Raw genomic sequence first — 25161 nt, 5'->3', positions numbered from 1 at the left:
GAAACTTTTGCGTTATTTTCCCGAAAAGTAAAACACAATCTTGTCATGTTGACGCGAGGAAACATCACATTGAGAGATTCCTCATGCTTCGGAATGACAAGATTGTGCGAGAATTATATGTTTTTTTAGAATTTATTAGTTGAGACGATTTTTTAGAGAAGAAAATAATTAATCCTAAAAGAAGCATCACTAAACCATCAACTAATACATCTAAAGTTATATTAGGCATAAATCCACCGATAAATCTGAATACAACTTTTAAATAATTCCATTGTAAAAAATCTAACTTAAAAAAAGTATAAGTAATTAATAATACAAAAACCGAATTTAACCAAAACCATTTTCTGTATATTGAAATGCTTAATGAAATCATAAAAGCAACCAATAAACCAATGAATTTAGAAATTCCAGTTACCATAAAAAAATTACTCATTCTTTTTGTGTCAAATGGGATTTCATCAAAAACAGGTGTATGATTTCTATTTTTCATGATGAATTCTGTAAATTCAATGTCGTGTAAATAAGATAGTATATAAAAAGAGTGTATGAAAAACCATGTCGCTATAAAGTGAACAAGGATAAGTTTCCAATTTAAACGTTTTAATACTTCTTTCATATTACTCCTTCGTAATCACCTGCATAGTTTCTCTCGAAATCTGACGTAACAATACTGTTTTGTTTGTCTCTACCACTTTCGCAGCATTTTCATCAAAATGTCTGATGGTGTAAAGCGACACATTTTCGTTATATGAAACTTTGAATTTTTTAGCCAAAACTTTTCGCAATTCTTCAAAGGTGTTGTATTTGTCTTCAATACAAACTGAGAAACTAATTGCTGTATTTTGAATTAAATTCACTTTGATCTTGTATTTCGAAAACAAAGCAAATATCTCACTAATGTGATTTTCCATGATAAAATCGAAATCAATAGACGATAACGACAATAATAACTGGTTTTTCTTTACAATGAAACAAGGCGTGTGTGGTTCTAAATCGGCTCCTTTTGAAACGCTAGTTCCAGGCAATTTAGGATTTACAAACGATTTTACATATAATGGAATTTCTTTTTTCTGTAATGGTTGTAAGGTTTTTGGATGAATTACTGAGGCCCCATAAAAAGCTAATTCAATCGCTTCTCTATATGAAATTTGGTTCAATAAAACTGCATTTTCAAAATATCTTGGGTCGGCATTTAAAACTCCAGGAACGTCTTTCCAAATGGTAACGCTTTCCGCACCTAAACAATACGCAAAAATCGCAGCGGTATAATCCGAACCTTCACGACCTAAAGTTGTGGTGAAATTATTCTCATCCGAACCTAAAAATCCTTGTGTAATATTTAAAGTTTTCTTTTTAACTCCTTTTGAAATTAGTTTTTGAGTTGCTTCCCAATCTACTTGAGCATCACGGTAGTTATTGTCGGTTTTGATTAATGGGCGCACATCAATCCAATTGTTTTTTAAACCTTTATAATTAAAATAATGGCTTACAATGGTTGTTGAAACTAATTCTCCAACGCTTACTACCTGGTCATAAACAAAACTATAATTTGGTGACTTATTACTGCGGATAAAATATTCTAAATCATCAAAATGAGCAGTTACATCAAAAAACACATCGTGTTCTTCGTCTTCAAATAAATCTAATAAAATTTGGTTGTGGTATTTTCGAACTTCTTGAAGTGAAGCATTCAATTCTTTCGATTTTTCAAAATAGTTCTTGATTACTACTTCTAAAGCATTAGTGGTTTTTCCCATTGCTGAAATTACAATTAGAACATCTTCATGTCCTACTGTTTCTAATACCTGTAATACGTTTTTTACGCCTTCGGCATCTTTAACCGATGCGCCTCCAAATTTAAAAATTTTCATTTTTAAGAATTATATAGTTGTGTTTAAAAATTGTTCAATTCCTTTGTCATCCATTTGTACCACACGCCAATCACTTAAAACTTTTGCGCCTGATTTTTCATAGAAATCGATGGCTGGTGTGTTCCAATCTAGAACATTCCATTCGATTCGGCGGACATTTTCGGCTTTTCCTTGTTTGATAATTTCTTTGTAAAGGGCAAATCCGGCACCTGTTCCACGTTTGTTTTCTTTTACAATTAAATCTTCTAAGTGAATGGTTTTCCCTTTCCAAGTAGAATAACGATAGTAAAACAAAGCCATTCCAATAATCTCGCTATCAACTTCAGCAACAAAACATTGAAAAAGCGGATTTTCTGAAAAACCATCTCGAACCAAATCATCAGCAGTAACCACAACTGCATCAGGTTCTTTTTCAAAAATAGCTAATTCTTGTATCAATTCTAATACAGATGGCATATCTTTTTTGAAGGCTTTTCGAATGATCATTTTTATTTTTTTTTACAAAAGTAAAATTAAGTTAAACATCTTTTCAAATTAATATGGTCTTTTAACAAAATTCACGATATTTGTGCCACAAACACAACTACAACGTTTTCGTAATGGAAGAAAGAAATAGAACATTAGGCGAATTTATTATTGAACATCAAAATTCGTTTCAGTACTCAACGGGAGAATTATCGCGTATTATTAATTCAATTCGATTGGCTGCAAAAGTAGTTAATTATAAAGTAAATAAAGCAGGTTTAGTTGATATTGTTGGTGCCGCTGGAGAGCAAAATATTCAAGGGGAAGATCAACAAAAATTAGACGTTTACGCGAATGAGGTTTTTATTCAAACCTTAATTAATCGTGAAATTGTTTGTGGAATTGGTTCTGAAGAAAATGACGATTTTATCACCGTTGCTGGTTCTGATAATTCACACAATAACAAATATGTCGTTTTGATGGATCCACTAGATGGTTCTTCAAACATTGATGTGAATGTTTCGGTAGGAACAATTTTCTCAGTTTTCAGAAGAATTACACCTGTTGGAACACCGGTAACTATTGAAGATTTCTTGCAACCTGGCGTAAATCAAGTGGCAGCAGGTTATGTGATTTATGGAACTTCTACCATGTTGGTTTATACAACTGGTCACGGTGTAAACGGTTTTACATTAAATCCCGCTATCGGAACTTTCTATTTGTCGCACCCAAACATGAAATATGCTGAAAATGGAAAAATCTATTCTATCAATGAAGGAAATTATGTTCATTTTCCACAAGGTGTGAAAGATTATATTAAATATTGCCAGTTAGAAGAAGGTGACAGACCTTATACTTCAAGATATATTGGAAGTTTAGTTTCTGATTTTCATAGAAACATGATTAAAGGTGGAATTTATTTGTATCCAACAACTTCAAAAACACCAAATGGGAAGTTACGTTTGTTATACGAATGTAATCCAATGGCATTCATAGCCGAACAAGCAGGAGGAAAAGCTTCTGATGGTTACAAAAGAATTATGGAAATTCAACCAACAGAATTACATCAGCGTGTTCCTTTCTTCTGTGGAAACAAAGAAATGGTAGAAAAAGCAGAAGAATTTATGGCAAAGGCGAAGTAAATTCTTTGAATAATAAAATAAAAAAAGCACAAACTCATTAGAATTTGTGCTTTTATATTTTAAAACAGTTGAATTATCTGTTCATGTGTTGCATTTCGTAAGTGAATGTGTCTAAATCTACATTCATATCTACTAATTTTAATGCTTTGTCTACAATATAATTTACATTACCAGCTGTAAATCCTAGGGCTAAAGCAAAACGAGTTAATAAATTATGCTCTTTTTCAGCCATTACATGCTCATCTGTGTAAACCATTCTTGCTAAATCGTATAAACGCTCTAAACGGTGCGTATGCATTAATGGTGGATTTACAGGGTATTTTAAAGGATTTTCTAAAATTTCCTCATATTCTGCTTGAGAAATTTCTAATTTGATAGCTAATTTGTCTAAAAATTGTTTTTCCTCTGGAGAAATTGCTCCGTCAGACAAAGCTACTCTTACAATTGCTGAAAAGTGACCTTTATTTCTATTTCTAAAACCACTATCGAATAAATCTGAAATTGACATGTTGATTGTTTTTTATATTGTGCAAAATTACACAAAAAATCTTTTTTTCGGAAACAATTTCACAAGGTTTTCTGAAAGATTTTATCAATTTCTAAAAATAAATTGTAAGTTTGAATTCCCCAATAAATAGTATTGTTATGTCAGAATTTTGGTTGTATTTCAATATTGGTCTTAAGCATGTTTTAGATATTAATGCCTATGATCACGTTTTGTTCTTGATTGCTTTAATGGTACCTTATGCCTTTAAAGATTGGACAAAAGTTTTAATTTTAGTCTCTTTATTTACATTAGGGCACACATTAGCTTTGTTAATTTCTGTGTATGGAGTTGTTCAAATTCAGGCCAGTTTGGTAGAGTTTTTAATTCCGATAACCATTTTAATAACAGCTGTTTTTCATCTGTTTACTGCTGGTAAATCTTCAAAAAATGAAAGTATTACTTTTGTGGCTGTAGTGACTTTATTCTTTGGAATTATTCATGGATTAGGTTTTTCAAATTACTTCAAAACAATTTTACCAGGAAATGCTACCGACAAACTACTACCATTGTTGGAATTCGCAGTAGGTATTGAAGCCGCTCAAGTAATTGTGGTTCTAGTAGTGTTAATTTTATCTTACATTGTGCAAACATTTTTTAGATTTTCTAAAAGAGATTGGGCTTTAGTGATGTCAGCATTTATAATTGGCGTAGTTTTGCCAATGCTAATTGAAAGCGAAATTTGGAACAGATAATGAAAAAAGAAAAAAAAGAAAAATACGATAAAGCTTATTTGAGAATCGCTAAAGAATGGGGAAATTTATCCTATTGTCAACGTAAAAAAGTAGGAGCAATTATTGTTAAAAACAAAATGATTATTTCAGATGGATACAATGGTACTCCATCTGGATTTGAAAATTGTTGTGAAGACGATCATAATGTTACTAAATGGTATGTACTTCATGCTGAGGCTAATGCGATTTTAAAAGTGGCTCGTTCTACTCAATCATGTGAAGATGCAACATTATATATCACACTTTCTCCTTGTAAAGATTGTAGTAAATTAATCCATCAATCTGGAATAAAAAGAGTGGTGTATCACAATGAGTATAAAGATACATCTGGGGTTGATTTTTTAAGAAAAGCAGGTGTTGAAGTAGAATTAATCGAAGATTTAGATTGATATGAAAATGAATAAAGTATATTTTCCAATTGTTATTGCAGTAGCTATTGCAATAGGGTTGTTGTTGGGAAGTAAACTTAATTCTTCGACTGATAATAGTCTTTTCAGTCGAAATAGCAATAAAAATAAGCTGAATAAACTGATTGATTTTATCGAAAAGGAATATGTTGACAGTTTAAATACCGATTCAATTGTAGATTTAACTGTTAATGGAATTCTTGAGAAACTAGATCCACATTCTGTATATATTCCTAAAAGTGATTTAGATGCAATTACACAAAGTATGCGTGGTGATTTTGTTGGGATTGGTGTAAATTTTTATATGTATAATGATTCGCTAGCCGTTATTAAACCTATAGCTTTTGGACCTTCAGAAAAGGTAGGAATCAAAGCTGGTGACCGAATTCTTTTTGCGGATAGATTGCAACTTTACAACAAGAAAATTTCGACAGATAGTCTTTTTGCAATACTTAAAGGTGAGCAAGGTTCTACAATTAAATTAACCGTTTTTAGAAAGTCAGAAAACAAAAAATTTGCAGTAAATGTAAAACGCGACGTTATTCCCATAAAAAGTGTTGACATTGCAACCATGGTTTCTAAAACAGCGGGTTATATTAAAGTAAATCGTTTTGCAGAAACCACTTATGATGAATTCTTCAAAGGATTATCGCAATTAAAAAAGCAAGGAGCAAAAGAGATTATCATCGATTTACGAGATAATGGCGGTGGTTATTTAGAATCGGCTGTAGCAATTGCAGATGAATTTTTGAAAAATAAAGAGCTTATAGTTAAAACAAAAAACAAGAAAGGAAAAGTAGATACTACATTAGCTACTGAAAAAGGAATTTTTGAAAAAGGAAAAGTTACCATTTTAATTAATGAAAACACCGCTTCTGCAAGTGAAATTTTAGCGGGTGCCATCCAAGATAATGATAGAGGAACTATTGTTGGAAGACGCTCTTTTGGAAAAGGATTAGTACAGCGCGAAATGCCGCTTGGAGATGGCTCTGCAGTTCGATTAACTGTTGCAAGATATTACACACCTTCTGGACGTTCGATTCAAAAGCCATATGAAGACAAAGCGGAAAACTATTTTAACGAATTTGAAAAGCGCTTTGAAAGTGGCGAATTATATGAAAAAGACAAAACAAAAATAGCAGATAGTTTAAAATTTAAAACTAAAAAAGGACGAACAGTTTATGGTGGTGGTGGAATTATTCCCGATGTTTTTGTGCCTTTTGAAGGAAAACATGGAGAAGAGATGACCACTTTGATGTTGCAATCTGGTTTTGTGAATTATTTTGTTTTTGAACAGATTGACAAAAACAGAAATAAGTTTGCCAAAATGTCAATTGAAGAAATTAAAAAAGAAGTACACCAAAATAACAATTATTTTAACGCATTCAAAAAACATATTGCGACAAGCGGTTTGATGCTAAATTTAGATAATCAAAAAGAAAAAACATTGCATTATATTCATGCTGAATTTGTGCACCAATTGTTTGATGAAAAACAATATTATCAATTACTACTGAAAGAAGATTTGATGTTAAATAAGGTTTTGAATAGGTAATTACTTCCCAATAGCATCATGAACCATCGTGTGATTTCCATTATTCCACAAGCTCAAAATGTCGGTTGCAACAGCGGCACCACTTCCTGCGGCTATTGATAGTTGACTTCTGTGCCCTGCTAATACACCAGCCACATAAATTCCTTCAGCCACTAAATGATCATTGTTTTTTAGTTGAATTCTGTTTTTCTCAGGAGCAATTTTTTGATGTGGAATTACAAACGATTCCATTCCTTCAATTGTAAATGGATTTCCAGCCCCAACAGCAATAACTATGATTTTAGCTTGATAATTTGATTTATTGGTAGTAACCATAAAATCTCCAGCTTCACCAGCAATCGAAAGTACTTTTTCATCTTCGATTTGTAAAACATGAGGATACGATTTTGATAAATGTTCCAAACTTTCGTCTAACAATTCACTTCCTAATTTTCCTGCGGAAATTCCGTATGCGTTATTAAAAATAGCATTTTGAAGTGATGATGCTTTTTGATGGGCAATAATTCCTATTTTCTTATCACTTGCAAATGGTTTGTTTTTTGCAGAACCTAGTACTAATGCACAAGAAACACCTGAAACGCCAGCTCCAATAATTAAAACATCAAACATGATTATTCTTTAGTTTTTTCAACAATCATTTTTGAAAAACGCAATAAAAGCAATAATAAAATAGCACAAACTCCTGCTACAACACCAATTATTGCTACTGTACTATTTCCTTCAAACGGATTGCTGTAATCAATTTGAAATAAGTTAAAAACAATTAATCCTAAAGCTATAGCAACAGCTATGTAAGTAAAAATTTTCATTTGTATATTTTCTAAATAAATAATCCTTTAACATTGGCTGCAAATAATTTCACAGCAATTGCGAGTAAAATTACACCAAATATTTTACGAATTACACCTAATCCGTTATTTCCTAAAAGTCGTTCAATTTTTCCTGATGATTTTAAAACGCCATAAACCACTATAACATTAATAATAATAGCAATAATAATGTTGATTTTATCATAAGCAGCTCGAAGCGATAAAATAGTTGTCATCGTTCCAGCCCCAGCTATCAAAGGGAAAGCAATAGGAACAATCGATGCTGTACTAGGATTATCTTCCTTGTATAATCTAATACCAAGAATCATTTCCAAAGCAAGAAAAAATAGCACAAACGAACCAGCAACAGCAAACGAATTGGCATCAATACCAATTAACTTCAAAATTTCTTCTCCAACAAACAAAAAAGCAATCATAATTATTGCTGCTACGATAGTTGCTTTTTCTGATTGAATGTGCCCCATTTTACTGCGTAAATCTACAATAATTGGGATACTTCCTACAATATCAATTACTGCAAAAAGAATCATACCTATAGTAAAAACATCTTTCCAAATAATTCCTAAACCCATTTGTAACATTTTTTTGCAAATATAAACATAATGTGATAAAGCTAATTTGAATTTAACGATACATTGGGATGACTTATTATTATTCGTATATTTGCTTTTTTAATCCAGTAGAATATGTTTCAGCTTAATAAAACCATTGTATCCGAAGAAATCTTAGAAAAAGAATTCGTTTGTAATCTATCAGCTTGCCAAGGTGCTTGTTGTGTAGATGGTGATGCTGGTGCACCTTTAGATGAAGCAGAAACAAAAATTTTGGCAGAAATTTTTGAAAAAGTAAAACCATTTCTTCGCCCTGAAGGAATAAAAGCCATTGAAGAACAAGGAACTCACGTAACTTCAGATTTTGGTGAATTAGAAACCCCACTTATCGACGGAAAAGATTGTGCCTATGTAATTTTTGATGGAAAAACAGCACTTTGTGGAATAGAACAAGCCTATAATGAAGGAATTGTAGCTTGGAAAAAACCTTTTTCATGTCATTTATATCCAATACGAGTAAAAGAATATTCTGATTTTTCCGCTGTAAATTATCATAAATGGCATATTTGTTCAGATGCATGTGCGTTAGGAGAAGAATTAGGAGTTCCAGTATATCAATTTGTCAAAGAAGCACTAATTAGAAAATTTGGACAACAATGGTTTGACGAATTGGATAAAGTAGCTCAAGATTTAAAAAAGTAAACACCATTTTACGTCTTAAAAAAATCGATGTGAAGAGCTGATTTTTCAGTTACTCACAAGGATTTAACTATTGTTTATTGTCTTTTTAAATAATTGATAATCAATTATTTAAAAAGACATATTAATTTACTGACAAAAATCATCTTTGTTAAAAACTTGTCTCAATTGTGAATAAGTTTGCCTTTCTTTTTTCATTTCAAATGACAAACTTTGTAAACCCCAAATGAGTCAACTTATCCAATCATTAATAATATAAAAATCAAAGAGCTATGTCAGTAGTGGAACCAATTTTGCAAGAAAACAAAGATCGATTTGTAATTTTTCCTATCAAACACCAAGATATTTGGGAATGGTATAAAAAACAAGAAGCTTGTATTTGGACAGCAGAAGAAATCGATTTACATACTGATTTGAATGACTGGAACAATAAATTAAACGAAGATGAAAAGTATTTCATTAAGCATATTTTGGCTTTTTTCGCAGCTTCGGACGGAATTGTGAATGAAAATTTAGCTGAAAATTTCGTGAGCGAAGTACAGTATCCAGAAGCTAAATTCTTTTACGGATTTCAATTAATGATGGAAAATATTCACAGTGAAACATACTCATTGTTAATTGATACTTATGTAAAAGATGAAGCTGAAAAGCACACATTATTTCATGCCATTGAGACTTTTCCTGCAATTAAAGAAAAAGCAGAATGGGCATTAAAATGGATTGAATCGCCAAGTTTTGCAGAGCGTTTAATTGCTTTTGCTGCTGTAGAAGGAATTTTCTTTTCAGGATCGTTTTGTTCTATTTATTGGTTGAAAAAACGTGGATTGATGCCAGGATTAACATTTTCAAACGAATTGATTTCGCGTGACGAAGGTATGCATTGTGATTTTGCTGTGCATTTACACACGCATCATATTATAAATAAAGTGCCAAAAGCAAGAATTACAGAAATTTTGACTAATGCTTTAGATATTGAAAGAAAATTCATTACTGAATCATTACCAGTAAGTTTGATTGGTATGAATGCGACTTTAATGACACAATATTTAGAATTTGTAACCGATAGATTGTTAGTAGAACTAGGTTGTGATAGAGTTTATAATTCATCAAACCCTTTTGATTTTATGGATATGATTTCGTTACAAGGAAAAACAAATTTCTTTGAAAAACGTGTGGGTGAATACCAAAAAGCTGGTGTAATGAATTCTGATGCTGAATCAAGTAAAATAAGCTTCGACGCTGATTTTTAAAAAATATTTATGAAAAATTTAATTTTTATATTCGTTTTACTAATCAGTGTAACTGCAAACGCAAAATTTGTTGAGGGAATTGTCAAATTTAATGATGGACATGAAGAAAAAGGATTGATTAAATCATTTTTAGAGGAAAAATGGTTTTTTGCTCAAACATCAAAATCATTAGAAGAAAATTTGAATTTAGATGATAAGTTTTTGGTCTTTAAAATCAATAATGAATCTGATACAAAGAAAATATTGATTGACGAAATAAATCAGGTTACATTAATAAATGAAAATAATACGGTTCAAATTTTTAAAGTTATTTTCTTAAGAGAAGTTAATAAAGACGGCACAATTTCAGATGAAGAAAGGAAAGTTTATTTACCATTGTTAAAAGAAGGACGAATAAACATTTTTGGTTTTAAATTTCTAGAAAAAAGCGTCAAAGGTGGTATTTATTCTAAAGACGAAATTTTTTACTACCAAAATTCTAACGAAAATTATGCTATAAATTATGGAAATATTGATGAGTTTGCTTCTGAAATTATTTTTGAAAGTAATATGAGGGAAAAATTATCCAAAAGAATGGGTAATCCTCTAAAAGATTTATTCAAAGATTGCCCAGAAATTGTCAACAATATTGACACTTTGCTGGAGCCATATATTGAGCAAGACAGAGCATATGAGGCTGAAGAAAAAAGATTGAGTAAAGAGTTTAAAAAGCTCCCTAAAGAAAAACAAAATGACCTGCTTACCATTCATTATTATGACTTTAATTTTATTGATAAGCTAATAAATGATTACCAGAATTGTAAGTAAAAACCACAAATAACCCGAAATATGAGAAGGGATTTTCTATTTCACAAAAACTAAAAACGTATGTATGTAGTAAAAAGAGATGGCCATAAGGAGCCAGTAATGTTTGACAAAATCACGGACAGAATTAAAAAATTATGTTATGGATTAAATGACATGGTAGACGCTGTGAAAGTGGCAATGCGTGTAATTGAAGGATTATACGATGGAGTTACCACTTCTGAATTAGACAATTTAGCAGCAGAAACCGCAGCTTCCATGACGGTAACGCATCCAGATTATGCCCAACTAGCGGCTCGTATTGCAATTTCTAACCTACATAAAAATACTAACAAATCATTCTCGGAAACGATGAGTGAAATGTACCACTATGTAAATCCAAGAACAAACCAAGAAGCACCTTTGATTTCAGATGAGGTTTACGAAGTAATTAAAGCAAATGCAGAATTTTTAAATTCTCACATCATATACAACCGTGATTTTAACTATGATTACTTTGGTTTCAAAACCTTAGAACGTTCATATTTATTAAGAATCAACGGTAAAATTGTTGAACGTCCACAACAGATGTTAATGCGTGTAGCAGTTGGGATTCACTTAAACGACTTAGAAGCAGTAATTGAAACTTACGAATTAATGTCGAAAAAGTTCTTTACACACGCTACGCCAACATTATTCAACGCCGGAACTCCAAAACCTCAAATGTCATCATGTTTCTTATTAACAATGAAAGATGATAGTATTGATGGGATTTACGACACTTTAAAACAAACAGCAAAAATTTCACAATCAGCGGGAGGAATTGGTTTAGCTATTCATAACGTACGTGCTACAGGTTCATACATTCGTGGAACTAATGGAACTTCAAACGGAATTGTACCGATGTTACGTGTTTTCAATGACACTGCTCGTTACGTAGATCAAGGTGGAGGAAAACGTAAAGGAAGTTTCGCTATTTATTTAGAAACTTGGCATGCTGATATTTTCGAATTCCTAGATTTAAAAAAGAACACCGGAAAAGAAGAAATGCGTGCGAGAGATTTATTTTTCGCGATGTGGACTTCTGACTTATTCATGAAACGTGTGGAAGAAGATTCAACTTGGACGTTAATGTGTCCAAACGAATGTCCAGGTTTAGATGAAGTGTATGGCGAAGAATTTGAAGCTTTATATATTTCATACGAAGCGCAAGGGAAAGGTAGAAAAACCATCAAAGCTCGTGAACTTTGGGAGAAAATTCTTGAATCTCAAATCGAAACAGGAACGCCTTATATGTTGTACAAAGATGCAGCGAACAGAAAATCGAACCAAAAGAATTTGGGAACTATCCGTTCGTCTAATTTATGTACTGAAATTATGGAGTACACCTCTCCAGATGAAATTGCGGTATGTAACTTGGCGTCTATTTCGTTACCAATGTTTGTTGAAAATGGAGCATTCAATCACGAATTATTATTCAATGTAACCAAACGTGTTACTCGTAACTTAAATAAAGTAATCGACAGAAATTACTATCCAGTTGTAGAAGCTGAAAATTCAAACATGCGTCACCGTCCGGTAGGATTGGGAGTGCAAGGTTTGGCGGATGCTTTCATCATGATGAGAATGCCTTTTACAAGTGATGAAGCTAAGAAATTAAACCAAGAAATTTTTGAAACGTTATATTTTGCAGCTGTAACCGCTTCTATGGAAATGGCTAAAGAAGAAGGACCATATTCAACTTTCGAAGGTTCGCCAATTTCTAAAGGAGAATTCCAACACAACCTTTGGGGATTAAAAGACGAAGAACTTTCTGGTCGTTGGGATTGGGCAAGTTTAAGAAAAGAAGTAATGGCAAACGGAGTGAGAAACTCGTTGTTAGTAGCACCGATGCCAACGGCTTCAACATCTCAAATTTTAGGAAATAACGAAGCTTTCGAACCTTACACTTCAAATATTTATACAAGAAGAGTACTTTCGGGAGAATTCATCGTGGTGAACAAACACTTATTAAACGATTTAGTAGAAAGAGGTTTGTGGAACGAAACATTGAAGCAAGAAATCATGCGTCACAATGGTTCGGTACAACATATTGAAAGAATTCCTGCTGATTTAAAAGAATTGTACAAAACAGTTTGGGAAATGTCGATGAAAGATATTATTGATATGTCGCGTCAAAGAGGTTATTTCATTGACCAATCGCAATCGTTGAACTTGTTTATGCAAGATGCAAATTATGCGAAATTAACTTCGATGCATTTCTACGCTTGGAAATCAGGTTTGAAAACAGGAATGTACTACTTAAGAACAAAAGCAGCAGTGGATGCGATTAAGTTTACTTTAAATAACGATAAAGTGGCCGCTCCAATTGAAGTTAAAGAACAACATGTTGAAGTGAAAAAAGTAGAAGCTATCGCAGTTTTAGAAGAACCAGCAGAAATGACAGCCGAAGAATACAAAGCAATGATCGAAATGGCCAGAAACGCTGGTCCGGAAGATTGTGAAATGTGTGGTTCTTAATTTTAGAAGTAATTTAATGGATTATTTTGAAAAATTTGTTTTCCTTGAACTAACATGGAAACAATTTGCGAGACTTGATAGATCAGAATATTACAGTACAATTTCATCTTTAAGTGAGGAAGAGGATGAATTGTCTATAAAGATTAGTCGTGAGATTCATAATATATACAACGTTATTAATTCAAAGGTTGAAGGAGGAAAAAATGTAAATTCAATTATAGAATACCATCAGGAAGTTTCTTCAGTAAGTGATGTTATATTGAAGGTTTCTCAGGATTTTGACCTGTCATTGAAAAGAGAAGTTTCAGATAAATTTAAAAAAGCAGTTTTAAATTTTTTTGGGAAAAATTATCTAGAAAATTTTTTAAAAGATATAAATCATTAATTAATCAACAGTCATCACACGATGGCTGTTTTTGTTTTAAATAATTACAATCCAATTCGTACATTTGAAAAAAATACAATTATGTCAAAAGATAAAAAAGGCGTTTACACTGGAATCATAGAAAAAGACGTAGATGGAAATTATTTCTGTGGTGAATATTTGTTGGATTACCAATACACAGAGAAAAACTTCAAAGTAGGAGATGAAATCAACATCAAATCGGTTATCGTAAATCCGAGTGATAAAAGTTATAATCAATATCCTAAAAAATCGAGAAATTTCTTCTTGGCTAACGAAAAAGAATAATTCTAAAATCCGCAATCTTCAATCTAGAATCTTATGATGCAGTGGGAACAATTATTGTCCTTAAAAAGACAAGGCGACACCAGTAAACGTTTACGAAAAGAGCAAGACGAAACCCGTTTAGGCTTTGAAGTTGATTATGACCGAATTATTTTTTCTGCCGCTTTCAGAAGTCTGCAAGATAAAACTCAAGTCATTCCACTTTCAAAAACCGATTTTGTACACAATCGATTGACCCATAGTTTGGAAGTTTCGGTTGTTGGACGTTCTTTAGGTCGTTTGGTTGGAAAGCAAATCATTGCGAAATATCCACATTTGCAAGAAGTGCACGGTTATCAAGCCAATGATTTTGGTGCGATTGTAGCGGCAGCGGCGTTATCTCATGATATTGGAAATCCACCATTTGGACATTCAGGAGAAAAAGCAATTGGTGAATATTTCAAAACCGGAAACGGATTGCAATACAAAGACCAATTAACTGAAAAAGAATGGCAAGATCTAATCGATTTTGAAGGAAACGCTAATGGTTTTTCAGTTTTAGCTTCATCTCGTGAGGGAATTGAAGGCGGTTTGCGTATTTCTTATGCGACTTTGGGCGCTTTTATGAAATATCCAAAAGAAAGTTTGCCTAAAAAACCAACATCTAAAATCTGTGATAAAAAATATGGTTTCTTTCAGCAAGACAAAGCTTTTTTTGCTGAGGTTGCCAATGAATTAGGATTAATTTCAAATAAATCAGGAAGTGATATCGGTTTTGAGCGTCATCCTTTAGCGTATTTAGTAGAAGCAGCTGATGATATTTGTTATACAATTATCGATTTTGAAGACGGAATTAACTTAGGTTTAATTCCAGAAGAATATGCTTTAGAATACTTAATTAAGTTAGTAAAAAACGGAATAGACACCAAAAAATATAATGAATTACTGACTAAAGAAGATAGGATTAGTTATTTACGTGCATTGGCTATTGGAAGCTTAATTAGTGATGCTGTTTCGGTTTTTATGGAAAATGAAAAGGCTATTTTGGCTGGAGAATTCCCATACGCATTGATGGATAAAAGTCAATACAAAGCACAAATGAACGATATCATTCAAATTAGCATAAAAAACGTATATCAAAGCAAGGAAGTAATTCACAAAGAAGTAATGGGATATAAAGTAATCAATACATTATTAGATTGTTTTTGCACAGCAACCAATAAAAAAGAAAGTGGAATGGCCTCAAACTATGATGAACTTCTGTTAAAATTGCTTCCTGAAAGATTTCAGTTTCAAAAAGAAAATCTATACGACAGATTATTACACATTTGCCATTTTGTATCCTTGTTAACTGATGGAAAAGCTGTTGAATTATACAAAACAATTCAGGCAAACAAAAGTTAAATCTCTAAAATAAACACTTAAAAATTTTGAAAATTACTATAAAACGCTAATTTTGTTGTAATTATATTTAATCTAACCCTTAATTAACCATGAAAAAACAATTACTACTATTGTTAAGTGCATTGTTCTTATTTGTTACAGGTTATTCTCAAGAAATCAGCCAGCAACAAAAAAATCAAATTGATGCAGTAAATATGAATGAAAAAAAAGAAACAAATTCTAATGTTAAGAATGTTTCTAATGTTTCTTCAAAACCAGATAGAAAAACAAAAAAGCTTAGAAAACTTCATGAAAAACATTTGGCAAATAGTCCTTTTAAAAAGACTTTACAAATGTCTAAAAGTGAAAGAAAAGCTGCTGGAATACCACCAAATAAATATCTCGAACAAGAGTGGGAATTAACCATGAATCCACAAACAGGTACAGTAGATATTGAAAATTTAAGAGTTATTAGAGATAATTTATCTAGAGAAAGAGCACAAGCTATTGCTTTAGGTAGAACTCCAGGCGATGGAAGTGATAATAGTTGGATTGAAAGGGGTCCAAATAATGTTGGGGGTAGAACAAGAGCAATAATTTTTGATCCAAACGATCCTACATACAATACCGTTATTGCTGGAGGTGTGAGTGGTGGATTATGGAAAAATACAAATATTTCAAGTTCTAGTTCTACATGGACTAGAGTAAATATCCCAGAAAATCTTAATGTTTCGTCAATAACTTATGATCCTAACAATACAAATGTTTTTTATGCAGGTACTGGAGAATCTTATGTTTTTGGTGATGTAAGTGGTGATGGGTTATGGAAATCTTCGGATGCAGGACTTACTTGGACTAAAGTTTTTGGGGGAATTACGGGGAATACCTTTTTTCAATCATCTTCAAGTTTAACAGTTAATGCTCCTTCGGGTATTGCAGGTTCATATCCAGTTGTTCCAACAACAGCATTTGGTACTACTTTGTCAAGTTCATTGACAAATGACATAGTGTTAATTTCAGATGATACCCCACCAACTTCTGATGGTTGTGATGGAATCTTAAATGGTGCTGCACTAAACGGTAAAATTGCTTTGATAAGAAGAGGTTCGTGTACATTTGTGATAAAAGTTAAAGCGGCTCAAGATGCTGGTGCAGTTGCTGTTATTGTGATGAATAATGTTGCTGGAGCAGGGCCAGCTTCTATGGGAGGTACTGACCCAGCAATTACAATACCATCATTTGCTGTTTCAAAAGAAACAGGAGATATATTAGAGGCAGCATTAGCTTCTAATACAGTAAATGGCACATTGAATACACCTGCTACAGGAGTTCCTTCAGGGTTTATTGTTCCAGGAATTCAGCATATTAATGATGTTGTTGTTAAAAATAACGGAGGAATTTCTGAAATATACGTTGCTGCTGGTGACACATTTTATTCCTCTTCTGCAAATGCTACTTATCAAGGGAGTACAACCTATGGAGTTTATAAGTCTACTGATGGAGGGGCAAATTGGACGTTGTTGAACTTGCCATTAACCGCTAGTGGGAATAAACATTGTCCAAATGATATAGAGATAGCTGTAGATGGTACAATATGGGTTTCAACTACTAATAGCTGGTCTTTTGGAAATGGAGGAGGAAAAATTTTCTCGTCAACTGATGGAGGAAATACTTTTGTCGATAAGTATACAGTTACAAATGGAGCAAGAACTGAGATTGAAGTTTCTAATACAACTGCTAATAAGTTATATGTTTTATCTGAAATTGATGCAGTAGCGCCTTCTACTATTGAAATTACTATGCTTGTTACAAATAATGGATTTAGTACAGCTCCAACTGTTTTAACATTACCAACTGGTAATGAAACAAGAGAAATTACATATGGTTTTACTGGACAACAAGCATTTTATGATTTAATGATTGAGTCTGATCCATCAAATGATCAAATTCTATATGTTGGAGGTATTGATTTATATAGATCTACTGATGGTGCGAATTCTTGGGTTACAATTTCTGATTGGACCTCTAATGTTCACGCTGACCAACATGCAATGACTTTTAAACCAAATAACTCAAATATAGCTATTTTTGGTAATGATGGAGGTGTTTATTATTCTGGAAATTTATCTGCGACTGGAACACCTGCAACGGCAAGAAACAACGGGTTTAATGTTACTCAATTCCATTCTGTTGCTGTTGCTCCAACAGGCGCTACAGGAGGGAATTTAGTAAACGATTATTTTTCAGCTGGAGCGCAAGACAATGGAACAAATTATTTTGCAAGTGCTGGTCCTGGAATTAATCCGAGTGTTGAATCTCAAGGCGGAGATGGAGGAACAACAGTGTTTGATCAAGGTGCAGATAAATATTACATTTCAAGTTATGTATATAATGTCAATATAAATTATAGATCTACTGCTGGTAATGTAAGAGCAATTAGTAATGATGCTGGTTCTGCTGCTAATGGAGCATTTTATCCTGCAATGGCATTAGATTCTGGACTAGATATTCTTTATACAGATTATTCATCAGGAACTTCATATATAGTTAGAAGATATACTAATTTAAAATCAGGAATTGTTGGTAGAACTAGTATCACAAATGCTTTATTGACAGGTAGTCCTACAGCACTTAAAGTTTCTCCATATACTTCAGGTTCTTCTACACTTTTAGTTGGTACAAAAAATGGTAAATTATTAAGGGTAACAGGAATTAATAATACAACTGGAACTTGGACAGATATTACAGGTTCAGGTTTTGTAGGTAGTATTTCTGATGTAGAATATGGTCTTTCAAATGATGAAATTTTTGTTACGGTTCATAATTATGGAGTTACTAGTATATGGTATACTTCAAATGGAACTTCAGCAACTCCAACATGGTTAAATAAAGAAGGAAATTTACCTGATCTACCGGTTAAATGTATTTTGCAAAATCCTTTAAATACAAATGAAGTTATTATTGGGACTGATTTAGGAGTTTGGTATACAAATAACTTTACTGATTCTTCACCTTCATGGAATCAATCATATAATGGAATGAGCAATGTGAAAGTACCAGATATGGATTTAAGAAATGACAATAAAGTTTATGCTGCAACTTATGGACGAGGAGTTTTCTCAGGTAGTTTTACAGCGGTTAGCTTGTCTAATGGAGATATTTCACTTAATAATGAAGTGAAAATTTATCCAAATCCTTCTAAAGGAATATTAAATGTGTCAATTCCAAGTTATTCAGGTGAACTTAAAATTAATTTATTTGATATCAATGGGAGAGAAGTGTTGTCAAGTTCTGAAAATTTTTCAATTGAAAAATCAATAAATCTTAAAGGATTAGAATCTGGAATTTATGTTTTAAAACTTCAAGGTAATGATGGATTATCTTATACCGAAAAAATTGTTTTAGAATAGTTGAATATTAAGAAAGAACAAAAAACACCCTTTGGGGTGTTTTTTTATGATTTATAGTCAAGAAGTCAAATATGTATTAATTAGTTAGACAGACAATTTTCACTTTAATTACAAACTTTGAAACTGGAAAAATAATTGCATTAATTACTGTAAATAATAAACTAAAAACTACCAATGGTTGAAATTCAAATTCAACAATAAAAGATGTACTAAAATTATATCTAAAATGAAAATTGGTCAAGATGAAATGATAGGCGGAGAGACTATATGTTTGATAAATAATAGCTTATATTTTGCCTTCATGATAAATTAACGTAATAAAATAGGAGAATATACAGATATAAAATCCAATTCAACCTATACGAATAGCGTAAAAATGAATTATAAAGAAATCAAAAAAAACCATCTGCAATATTTGTTTCACGCTGCGCTTAATTTTTTTGTCTTTGTGGAGAATAATTTGGAGATATTTCAAAGAATTTTTTCTGGTTTGTTGTTTCGTTCCCATAGCAATAACAGGAGTGAAGCCGAGAATCGGCATAGAATTAATAATAGAAATTTACTCTTCAAGATTTTTGGAATTCAATTATTCATTTTAAAATTCAATGATTTTATCATGTAAATAGATTCTAAAAGACCTTTCTTTTAGTTAAAAAAAAAGCCGGTTTAGCCGGCTTTTTCTAACTAACTATAAATTTATTCTTTTATTAATTTCTTTGTTTGGCTTAGACCATTGTTATCTGTAACTTTTATTATATAAATTCCTGTTTCAAGAGTTTCTATGTTCAGTTGATATTCAGCACTTACATTCTCAAATGATTTTACTAATTGTCCTGTTAAAGTGTAAATTTCTACTTGTTTTACTTCTTTTGAAACAGAAAAACTATTTCTAGTAGGATTTGGATATATAAAAATTTCATTTGAAATTGTATCAAAATCATCAGAACTTAGTGTTGAAGGTTGATTACCAAACACTCTGAATCTTCCTGAATTTACAGTTATTAGTGCTGTTGGGCTACTGATAACTACTGGTGTATTGTTATCCATTAAATCGTACCATGTCATCGGATAAGTATATACATCTGTTGGAAAACTTGGATTAATAGTCAAATTTGCAACAGAAAAATTAGCTAAAACCACTACATTTCTCAGTTGAGTTGTTGGAAATGAATTGTTATAGATATAAATTCGTTGTTTGACATTATTTGCGTCAGGGCTAATTGCGTGATCGCCCATAAATACAGGTTCCGAAGTTTTTAGTTTGATCATTTTTGACCAATCACTTAGTATAGAAGTTCTTCTTGCGTCTGCTAACCAATTTTGCGTCCATTGAACTTGTTCTTTAGTAGATAATTTACAATCTCCAGGTGTGGTTGCACTTTCATCATTTACGGTGCCATTATCACAGGTGTAGATAGATTGGTTATTTCCTAATTCAGCAAAATGCCATATCATTTTTGGACCAGGCACTAAAATACTTGTAGCTCCAATTGAACCCATTCGATTTAAAGCATTTGTTAAATTTCCGTTTACAGGAAAAGCTCCAGCACCATTTCCGTATGTTACTGCTTCATACATCATTCTATCTTTGTCATGACTTTCTGGATAACCCATTAATCTTTTTCCTGTAAAACCACGACTTGTGTGTGACATTCTAGAAATATTTTGCGTAGCATATCCCATTGCTAATTCTCTATATTGAGTGTACATTTCACCCCACATCATAATTCCTTTGCCTTCACCTAATCTGTAATTAGCCCATTGTTGTTCTTCTGCATCTGTTCCTAAATGCTCAAAAATCACATAAAAGTCATTATCCAGCGTCCAAGAATAATCAGCATATTCTTTTAAAACATCAACTCTGTCTTGTTGGTATGCGTTTGTACATGCATCATCACCACTAGAACAAGCTTGTGTGAAACCTTTTGTTAAATCCCATCTGAAACCATCGATTTTAAATTCTGTTATCCAATGATTTATTGTTTGTTTGACGTAGTTTTTTGTATAGGTTGAAGAGTGATTAAAATCTTCTCCAACACTATAACTGTGTCTTGCAGTTGTGTTAAAATATGGATTATCGCTTGCTGGACCACCCCAACCATCACCTTCAGGGTCGTTCATCCACATTCTAATTAAAGGATTTCTTCCAAAGGCGTGATTAAAAGCAATATCCAAGATTACAGCAATACCATTTTGATGACATAAATCGACTAATTCTTTAAATTTTTCTGGTGTACCATAAAATTTGTCTAAAGCCATATGGAAAGCAGTGTTGTATCCCCAACTTTCGTTTCCTTCAAATTCCATTACAGGCATAAGTTCTATTGCATTTATACCTAAATCTTTGAAATATTGAATTCTATCAATTACATCTTGAAAATTTCTATCAGCATCAAAATCTCTAATTAGTAATTCGTAAACTACCAATTTATCTTTATTTGGTTTTGTAAAACTTGTAGAAATCCAATTGTATGGTGTTTGACCTGTTTTTAATAATGTAACTTCTCTTTCTTGACCTGATGCTGTTGGAAAAGCAGGTAATCCTGGATAAGTTGTACTTGGAATCCATGGGTCATCATATGAAGAAAGTACAGTTGTGGAGCAAGGATCGGCAGTTTTTACTAATGCTGGTGAATTTGCAATAGGCGTTTGATCTACAACCCAATATTGATAAGAATAATTTACTCCAGAAGTCAATCCGTTAAGTTCTAGCCAAAATTTACCTGTTGTAGGGTCTTTTTTCATGGCATAACTACTATTAGGATTCCAGTTATTAAAGCTACCCGCTACATAAACAAAGTCTTTACCAGGCGCATCTAATACTAGAGTGGCCTTTGAAAAGTCTGATGTATTATAATTTATGCCATTTTTTAGTCCTACAGGTAATGCCTCAGAGATGGTTGTCGGTGTTACAATTACTGAAAACCTTCTTGTGATAGTTGAAGCTCCTATAGTGACTTCAAGTTCATAGCTTGTATTTGCTGTTATATTTGTGTGGTTGTATGAATATGATGCTGTCGTAGCTGTATTTATACTTGTGCCATTAGCTTTTAAGTTGTAATTGGCATTTCCTCCTGTGTTCGTAGCTGTAATATTTAAGTTTCCACCAGCAGCCATAATAGTTGCACTATTATTAGAAGGCGAAGTTAAGTTAACTTGAAAAGTACCAACATTAAAGATAAAGTCACCACATGAAGGAGGCAATTTTAAGGTTTGGCTTCCATTTGCATTTCTGAATACCATTCCAAGTTTAGTTGCATTTGCTTGTTGAGTCGTATTTAATCCAAAATAAGTACTTGGTGTTAATGTTATACTCCAAGTTCCATTTCCATTGTTTGTCATCAGGCCTACACTGTCATCTTGTCCCCAGTTTCCAACAACTCCAAAACCGAACGCATTAGAGTCATCCCCAATTCCTGCGTGCATATACACTTTTGTTGGAGATGTTCCTACTAAGTTACAAGTTTGTGCTGCAGTTGAAACGGTAATTGTTATTTGGTCTGTTACATTAAAACTACTTGGCGTAATGGTTACTTGTGCTTGAGAAACAATACTTGTTATAAAAAATAAAATATATAGTAGGGTTTTTTTCATAGCTATTTGATTTAATAAAAAGGCTGTCTCGTAAAAGACAGCCTTTTAAAATTTTATTATTATTGTGGTGTTAAAGTATAAGTATAAGCTCTAGGATTAGATAAATCTAATTCAACTAAATAATCACCAGTAGATGGAACTGCAATATTAGAACCGCCTTCTTCTAAAGAAGCGTCAGCACCATTATCTCCGTAGTTTAATCCCCAAGCATCATTAGCTCTAAATTTGATTTCTTGACCTCCTACTAAGTTGATAACAATTGACCATTTTTTAGTAGTTGGGTTATACGTCATATTTGCATCTGTACCCCAACCGTCACCACCTGTAACAGGAGCTGTAGCAGAACCTAATACTCCCCAAGTTGTTAGTGTTGTAGTGTAAGCTAATGTTGTAGTATTTGCATTGATTTTATAATAACCAGCAGTTGCTGTACAATTAGATTCACCAGTTAATGCTAACATTCCTGAAAATGTACCATCATCACCCCAATCATCATTACCCCATTCGTAAGCGCCAGAACCATTAGGGCCTACAAATTTGAACTCACCATCTAAAGCAACATATCCTTCATAATCAGTTTGTCCAAATCCTGAAGCAGCTAATCTTGGAGCTGTACTTGGAGACCATCCTTGGTGGTTACCTGGAACTGCGATTTGTGGTAGATCGGTAGTGAATGGAGTTACAATAATTGTAACTTTGTTTGAACCCATTAAGTCAAAGCCTGAAGCGCTAGATACCACTCTTACATCAAAATTTGCAGCAGTGTAAGGAGTTGCACCAAGTGCCAAACATGCAGTATTTAATGTTTCTTGAGAAACAGAAAGTTGTAAAGCTCCAGTTGTTCCTCCTAAACTTTGAGGAGCAGAGAAATCTCCACCTTCAACATCAATTTCTAAAGCATAACTAATTGCTACATCTCCATTATAATTTGCTTTTGACCAAACAAAACGCTCTGCTTGTTGAGTCATAGTTGCAGGAGATAATACATATGCGCTTCCAGATTCTGGAGCTGATAATACTGGTGAATCTACACCTTCAATAACTGGTCTGTCTTGAACATCATCAACACTACATGATACTGCAAGAGCACCAAATAAAATAAATACTGATTTTACTATATTTTTCATATTCTATTTTTTAATTATTAATAACCTGTGTTTTGAATTAATTTAGGATTAACATTTATTGCATCCTGTGGAATTGGGAAAACATTTCTGTAACTTGGTGTTGGTGCTCCATTAGGAACATTACCTTTCCAAGGCCATACATAAGAACTACCCGTAAATTTGCCAAAACGAATTAAGTCTGTTCTTCTATGTCCTTCCCAATGTAATTCTCTTGCTCTTTCATCTAAGACAAACTGTAATGCATCAGATGGTAAGCTTGAAATATTTCCAGAAGTATTGCCATAAGCTCTTTCTCTTAGTGCGTTAATGTATCCAACAGCAGTTGAAGCAGATCCTCCAGCTCCTCTAGCAAAACATTCAACATACATTAAATATGCGTCAGCTAAACGAAATACAGGAAAGTCTATATCAACAAAATCTCCAGCAGCATCAGATCCTTGAACTCCATTGATGTCCACATTTTTCCATTTTGAAATTGCATATCCATCAGTAAATGTTCCTACATTAGCAATCTCTAAAGTTTGTCCAGATGTGTAAAACTGCTTTCTTGAGTCATTGTCCATTCCATTGAATTTACTAACAAAAGCAGATGTAGTTCTTAATCCAGCCCATCCGCCATTGATACCGAAATTAGAAGCGGTCATACTTCCTCCAACTGGAGCATGAGTTAAATATGTTGTTCCTCCGTATGTTTTTGTGTGTAATCCGTCAAAAGCTACGGCAAAGATAAACTCATTTTGAGCTCCATTAGTGTCATTATCAGCTAAGAATAAATTTCTATAGTTTGGATTAATAGAATAACTTGTTTCAGTTATTACTTTGTTGATATATATTAATGCGTCTGCATATCTATCAGTTCCTACATATACTTGAGCATTCATTAATAATTTAGCTTTTAACATCCACGCTGCGGCTTTGTCAACTCTAAATTGTTCATTTGAATTAGGAGCCATTAAATCGGCTTCCATATCTGTTAATTCCTGCTCTACAAAAGCAAATAATTCTGCTCTATTTGCATAATCTGGCAAGTGAAATTCAGTTGATGAGTTTTCTGTTTCTAAAGAAGCACCACCAAACAAATCAATTATGTGCCAGTAGCTCATAGCTCTTAAAAAACGAGCTTCTGCACGATAGATTTTAATTTCATCACGAATTGCTCCCGTAATTCCTCTAGCATCTAATTTTTCATCTGTAGTTTGTCTTAAATATTCATTACAATTAGTTACTTGAAAAGCTAATCTATAATATGTAGCCTTAACAAAACCATCAGAAGCCGTCCATGTATGCCAATGAAAATCTTTAATTGTTGCATCATTCCATGCAATAATTGCCTCATCAGTTGTTAATTCTTGGAAGTTCCAATAATTTCTAATGTATTGGCTAAATCCTTCGTCAATTCCTGCTACGTCTCCACTACCTGCTGGTCCTTGTTGTCCAGTAGTAGCTAAACCAGCATATAACTTGGCTAAAAATTGTTTGTAAGATGCTGGATCTTGAAACAATTCTTCAGCGGTTTGCTGTGTTCCTTCAGGTTCTGTGCTAAGCTCATCTACACATGAAGTAGAAATTAGTGCTAAAACAAAAACTGAAGCCAAGCTTAAAAGTTTAAATTTTAAATTTTTCATAGTT

General features: G+C 32.7%; 22 protein-coding genes. 12 read left to right on the top strand and 10 right to left on the bottom strand.

All coding sequences use genetic code 11. From position 1 onward, the window contains the following. Positions 1-64: 64 nt before the first annotated feature. The 3 genes from G4L40_RS09315 to G4L40_RS09305 are packed head-to-tail and all read right to left on the bottom strand — an operon-like array spanning position 65 to position 2357. Positions 65-616, bottom strand: coding sequence for a hypothetical protein (locus G4L40_RS09315; protein WP_166236927.1), 552 nt, complete (start codon positions 614-616; stop codon positions 65-67). A 1-nt stretch (position 617) separates the two neighbouring features. Further along, positions 618-1871 carry an aspartate kinase gene (locus tag G4L40_RS09310; RefSeq protein ID WP_166236926.1) on the bottom strand — a complete coding sequence of 418 codons (1254 nt, stop codon included), beginning with the start codon at positions 1869-1871 and terminating at the stop codon, positions 618-620. A gap of 9 nt (positions 1872-1880) precedes the next feature. After that, entirely contained in the window at positions 1881-2357 is a 477-nt protein-coding gene (locus tag G4L40_RS09305) for a GNAT family N-acetyltransferase (protein WP_166236925.1), read from the bottom strand. A gap of 113 nt (positions 2358-2470) precedes the next feature. Here G4L40_RS09305 and fbp point away from each other — a divergent pair, with 113 nt between their 5' ends. After that, complete coding sequence (gene fbp, locus G4L40_RS09300; protein WP_166236924.1) at positions 2471-3478, top strand: class 1 fructose-bisphosphatase; 1008 nt, start codon at positions 2471-2473, stop codon at positions 3476-3478. Positions 3479-3551: 73 nt separating this feature from the next. Here fbp and G4L40_RS09295 read toward each other — a convergent pair whose 3' ends face one another. Further along, on the bottom strand, positions 3552-3986 hold the full coding sequence (locus G4L40_RS09295) for a tellurite resistance TerB family protein (RefSeq protein ID WP_166236923.1): 435 nt from the start codon (positions 3984-3986) through the stop codon (positions 3552-3554). A gap of 137 nt (positions 3987-4123) precedes the next feature. Between G4L40_RS09295 and G4L40_RS09290 the strand changes: the two genes are divergently transcribed. Genes G4L40_RS09290 through G4L40_RS09280 form a run of 3 tightly spaced genes read left to right on the top strand, consistent with a single transcriptional unit; the run spans position 4124 to position 6718 of the window. Then, positions 4124-4717 carry a HupE/UreJ family protein gene (locus G4L40_RS09290; protein WP_166236922.1) on the top strand — a complete coding sequence of 198 codons (594 nt, stop codon included), beginning with the start codon at positions 4124-4126 and terminating at the stop codon, positions 4715-4717. Further along, positions 4717-5145: a deoxycytidylate deaminase gene (locus tag G4L40_RS09285; protein ID WP_166236921.1), complete on the top strand. Its 429-nt coding sequence runs from the start codon at positions 4717-4719 to the stop codon at positions 5143-5145. The genes G4L40_RS09290 and G4L40_RS09285 overlap by 1 nt, the downstream gene beginning before the upstream one ends. A gap of 1 nt (position 5146) precedes the next feature. Next, on the top strand, positions 5147-6718 hold the full coding sequence (locus G4L40_RS09280; protein ID WP_166236920.1) for a S41 family peptidase: 1572 nt from the start codon (positions 5147-5149) through the stop codon (positions 6716-6718). On the opposite strand, the gene G4L40_RS09275 is transcribed toward G4L40_RS09280, so the two are convergent. From G4L40_RS09275 to G4L40_RS09265, 3 genes are read right to left on the bottom strand one after another with little or no spacing between them, the layout of a single operon-like run. Continuing rightward, entirely contained in the window at positions 6719-7327 is a 609-nt protein-coding gene (locus G4L40_RS09275; RefSeq protein WP_166236919.1) for an FAD-dependent oxidoreductase, read from the bottom strand. Between the two features lie 2 nt (positions 7328-7329). Next, positions 7330-7527 (bottom strand): hypothetical protein, encoded by a 198-nt coding sequence (locus G4L40_RS09270; RefSeq protein WP_166236918.1) that lies wholly within the window; start codon positions 7525-7527, stop codon positions 7330-7332. An 11-nt stretch (positions 7528-7538) separates the two neighbouring features. Further along, positions 7539-8120, bottom strand: a complete 582-nt coding sequence (locus G4L40_RS09265; protein WP_166237008.1) for a MarC family protein — start codon at positions 8118-8120, stop codon at positions 7539-7541. Between the two features lie 114 nt (positions 8121-8234). Here G4L40_RS09265 and G4L40_RS09260 point away from each other — a divergent pair, with 114 nt between their 5' ends. The 8 genes from G4L40_RS09260 to G4L40_RS13140 all read left to right on the top strand — a co-directional run bounded on the left by G4L40_RS09260 (position 8235) and on the right by G4L40_RS13140 (position 18811). Further along, entirely contained in the window at positions 8235-8801 is a 567-nt protein-coding gene (locus G4L40_RS09260) for a DUF3109 family protein (protein WP_166236917.1), read from the top strand. 269 nt (positions 8802-9070) lie between these two features. Further along, positions 9071-10048 (top strand): ribonucleotide-diphosphate reductase subunit beta, encoded by a 978-nt coding sequence (locus G4L40_RS09255; protein WP_166236916.1) that lies wholly within the window; start codon positions 9071-9073, stop codon positions 10046-10048. 9 nt (positions 10049-10057) lie between these two features. After that, positions 10058-10855, top strand: coding sequence for a hypothetical protein (locus G4L40_RS09250; protein WP_166236915.1), 798 nt, complete (start codon positions 10058-10060; stop codon positions 10853-10855). 60 nt (positions 10856-10915) lie between these two features. Continuing rightward, positions 10916-13351 (top strand): ribonucleoside-diphosphate reductase subunit alpha, encoded by a 2436-nt coding sequence (locus tag G4L40_RS09245; RefSeq protein WP_166236914.1) that lies wholly within the window; start codon positions 10916-10918, stop codon positions 13349-13351. A gap of 16 nt (positions 13352-13367) precedes the next feature. Continuing rightward, on the top strand, positions 13368-13736 hold the full coding sequence (locus G4L40_RS09240; protein WP_166236913.1) for a hypothetical protein: 369 nt from the start codon (positions 13368-13370) through the stop codon (positions 13734-13736). A gap of 81 nt (positions 13737-13817) precedes the next feature. After that, positions 13818-14042, top strand: a complete 225-nt coding sequence (locus G4L40_RS09235; protein ID WP_166236912.1) for a hypothetical protein — start codon at positions 13818-13820, stop codon at positions 14040-14042. Between the two features lie 36 nt (positions 14043-14078). Beyond that, positions 14079-15422 carry a deoxyguanosinetriphosphate triphosphohydrolase gene (locus G4L40_RS09230; RefSeq protein ID WP_166237007.1) on the top strand — a complete coding sequence of 448 codons (1344 nt, stop codon included), beginning with the start codon at positions 14079-14081 and terminating at the stop codon, positions 15420-15422. 89 nt (positions 15423-15511) lie between these two features. Beyond that, complete coding sequence (locus tag G4L40_RS13140) at positions 15512-18811, top strand: PA domain-containing protein (protein ID WP_166236911.1); 3300 nt, start codon at positions 15512-15514, stop codon at positions 18809-18811. A gap of 696 nt (positions 18812-19507) precedes the next feature. Here the strand turns inward: G4L40_RS13140 and G4L40_RS09220 are convergent. From G4L40_RS09220 to G4L40_RS09210, 3 genes are read right to left on the bottom strand one after another with little or no spacing between them, the layout of a single operon-like run. Then, positions 19508-22405: an alpha-amylase family glycosyl hydrolase gene (locus G4L40_RS09220; protein WP_166236910.1), complete on the bottom strand. Its 2898-nt coding sequence runs from the start codon at positions 22403-22405 to the stop codon at positions 19508-19510. A gap of 59 nt (positions 22406-22464) precedes the next feature. Beyond that, positions 22465-23532 (bottom strand): SusE domain-containing protein, encoded by a 1068-nt coding sequence (locus tag G4L40_RS09215; protein ID WP_166236909.1) that lies wholly within the window; start codon positions 23530-23532, stop codon positions 22465-22467. A 17-nt stretch (positions 23533-23549) separates the two neighbouring features. After that, complete coding sequence (locus G4L40_RS09210; protein ID WP_166236908.1) at positions 23550-25157, bottom strand: RagB/SusD family nutrient uptake outer membrane protein; 1608 nt, start codon at positions 25155-25157, stop codon at positions 23550-23552. Positions 25158-25161 lie beyond the last annotated feature (4 nt).

This window comes from Flavobacterium celericrescens, from assembly GCF_011392075.1.
GTDB lineage: Bacteria > Bacteroidota > Bacteroidia > Flavobacteriales > Flavobacteriaceae > Flavobacterium > Flavobacterium celericrescens.
Note: the sequence above shows the minus strand (reverse complement) of the source record. Positions and strands in the feature narration are given on the sequence as shown.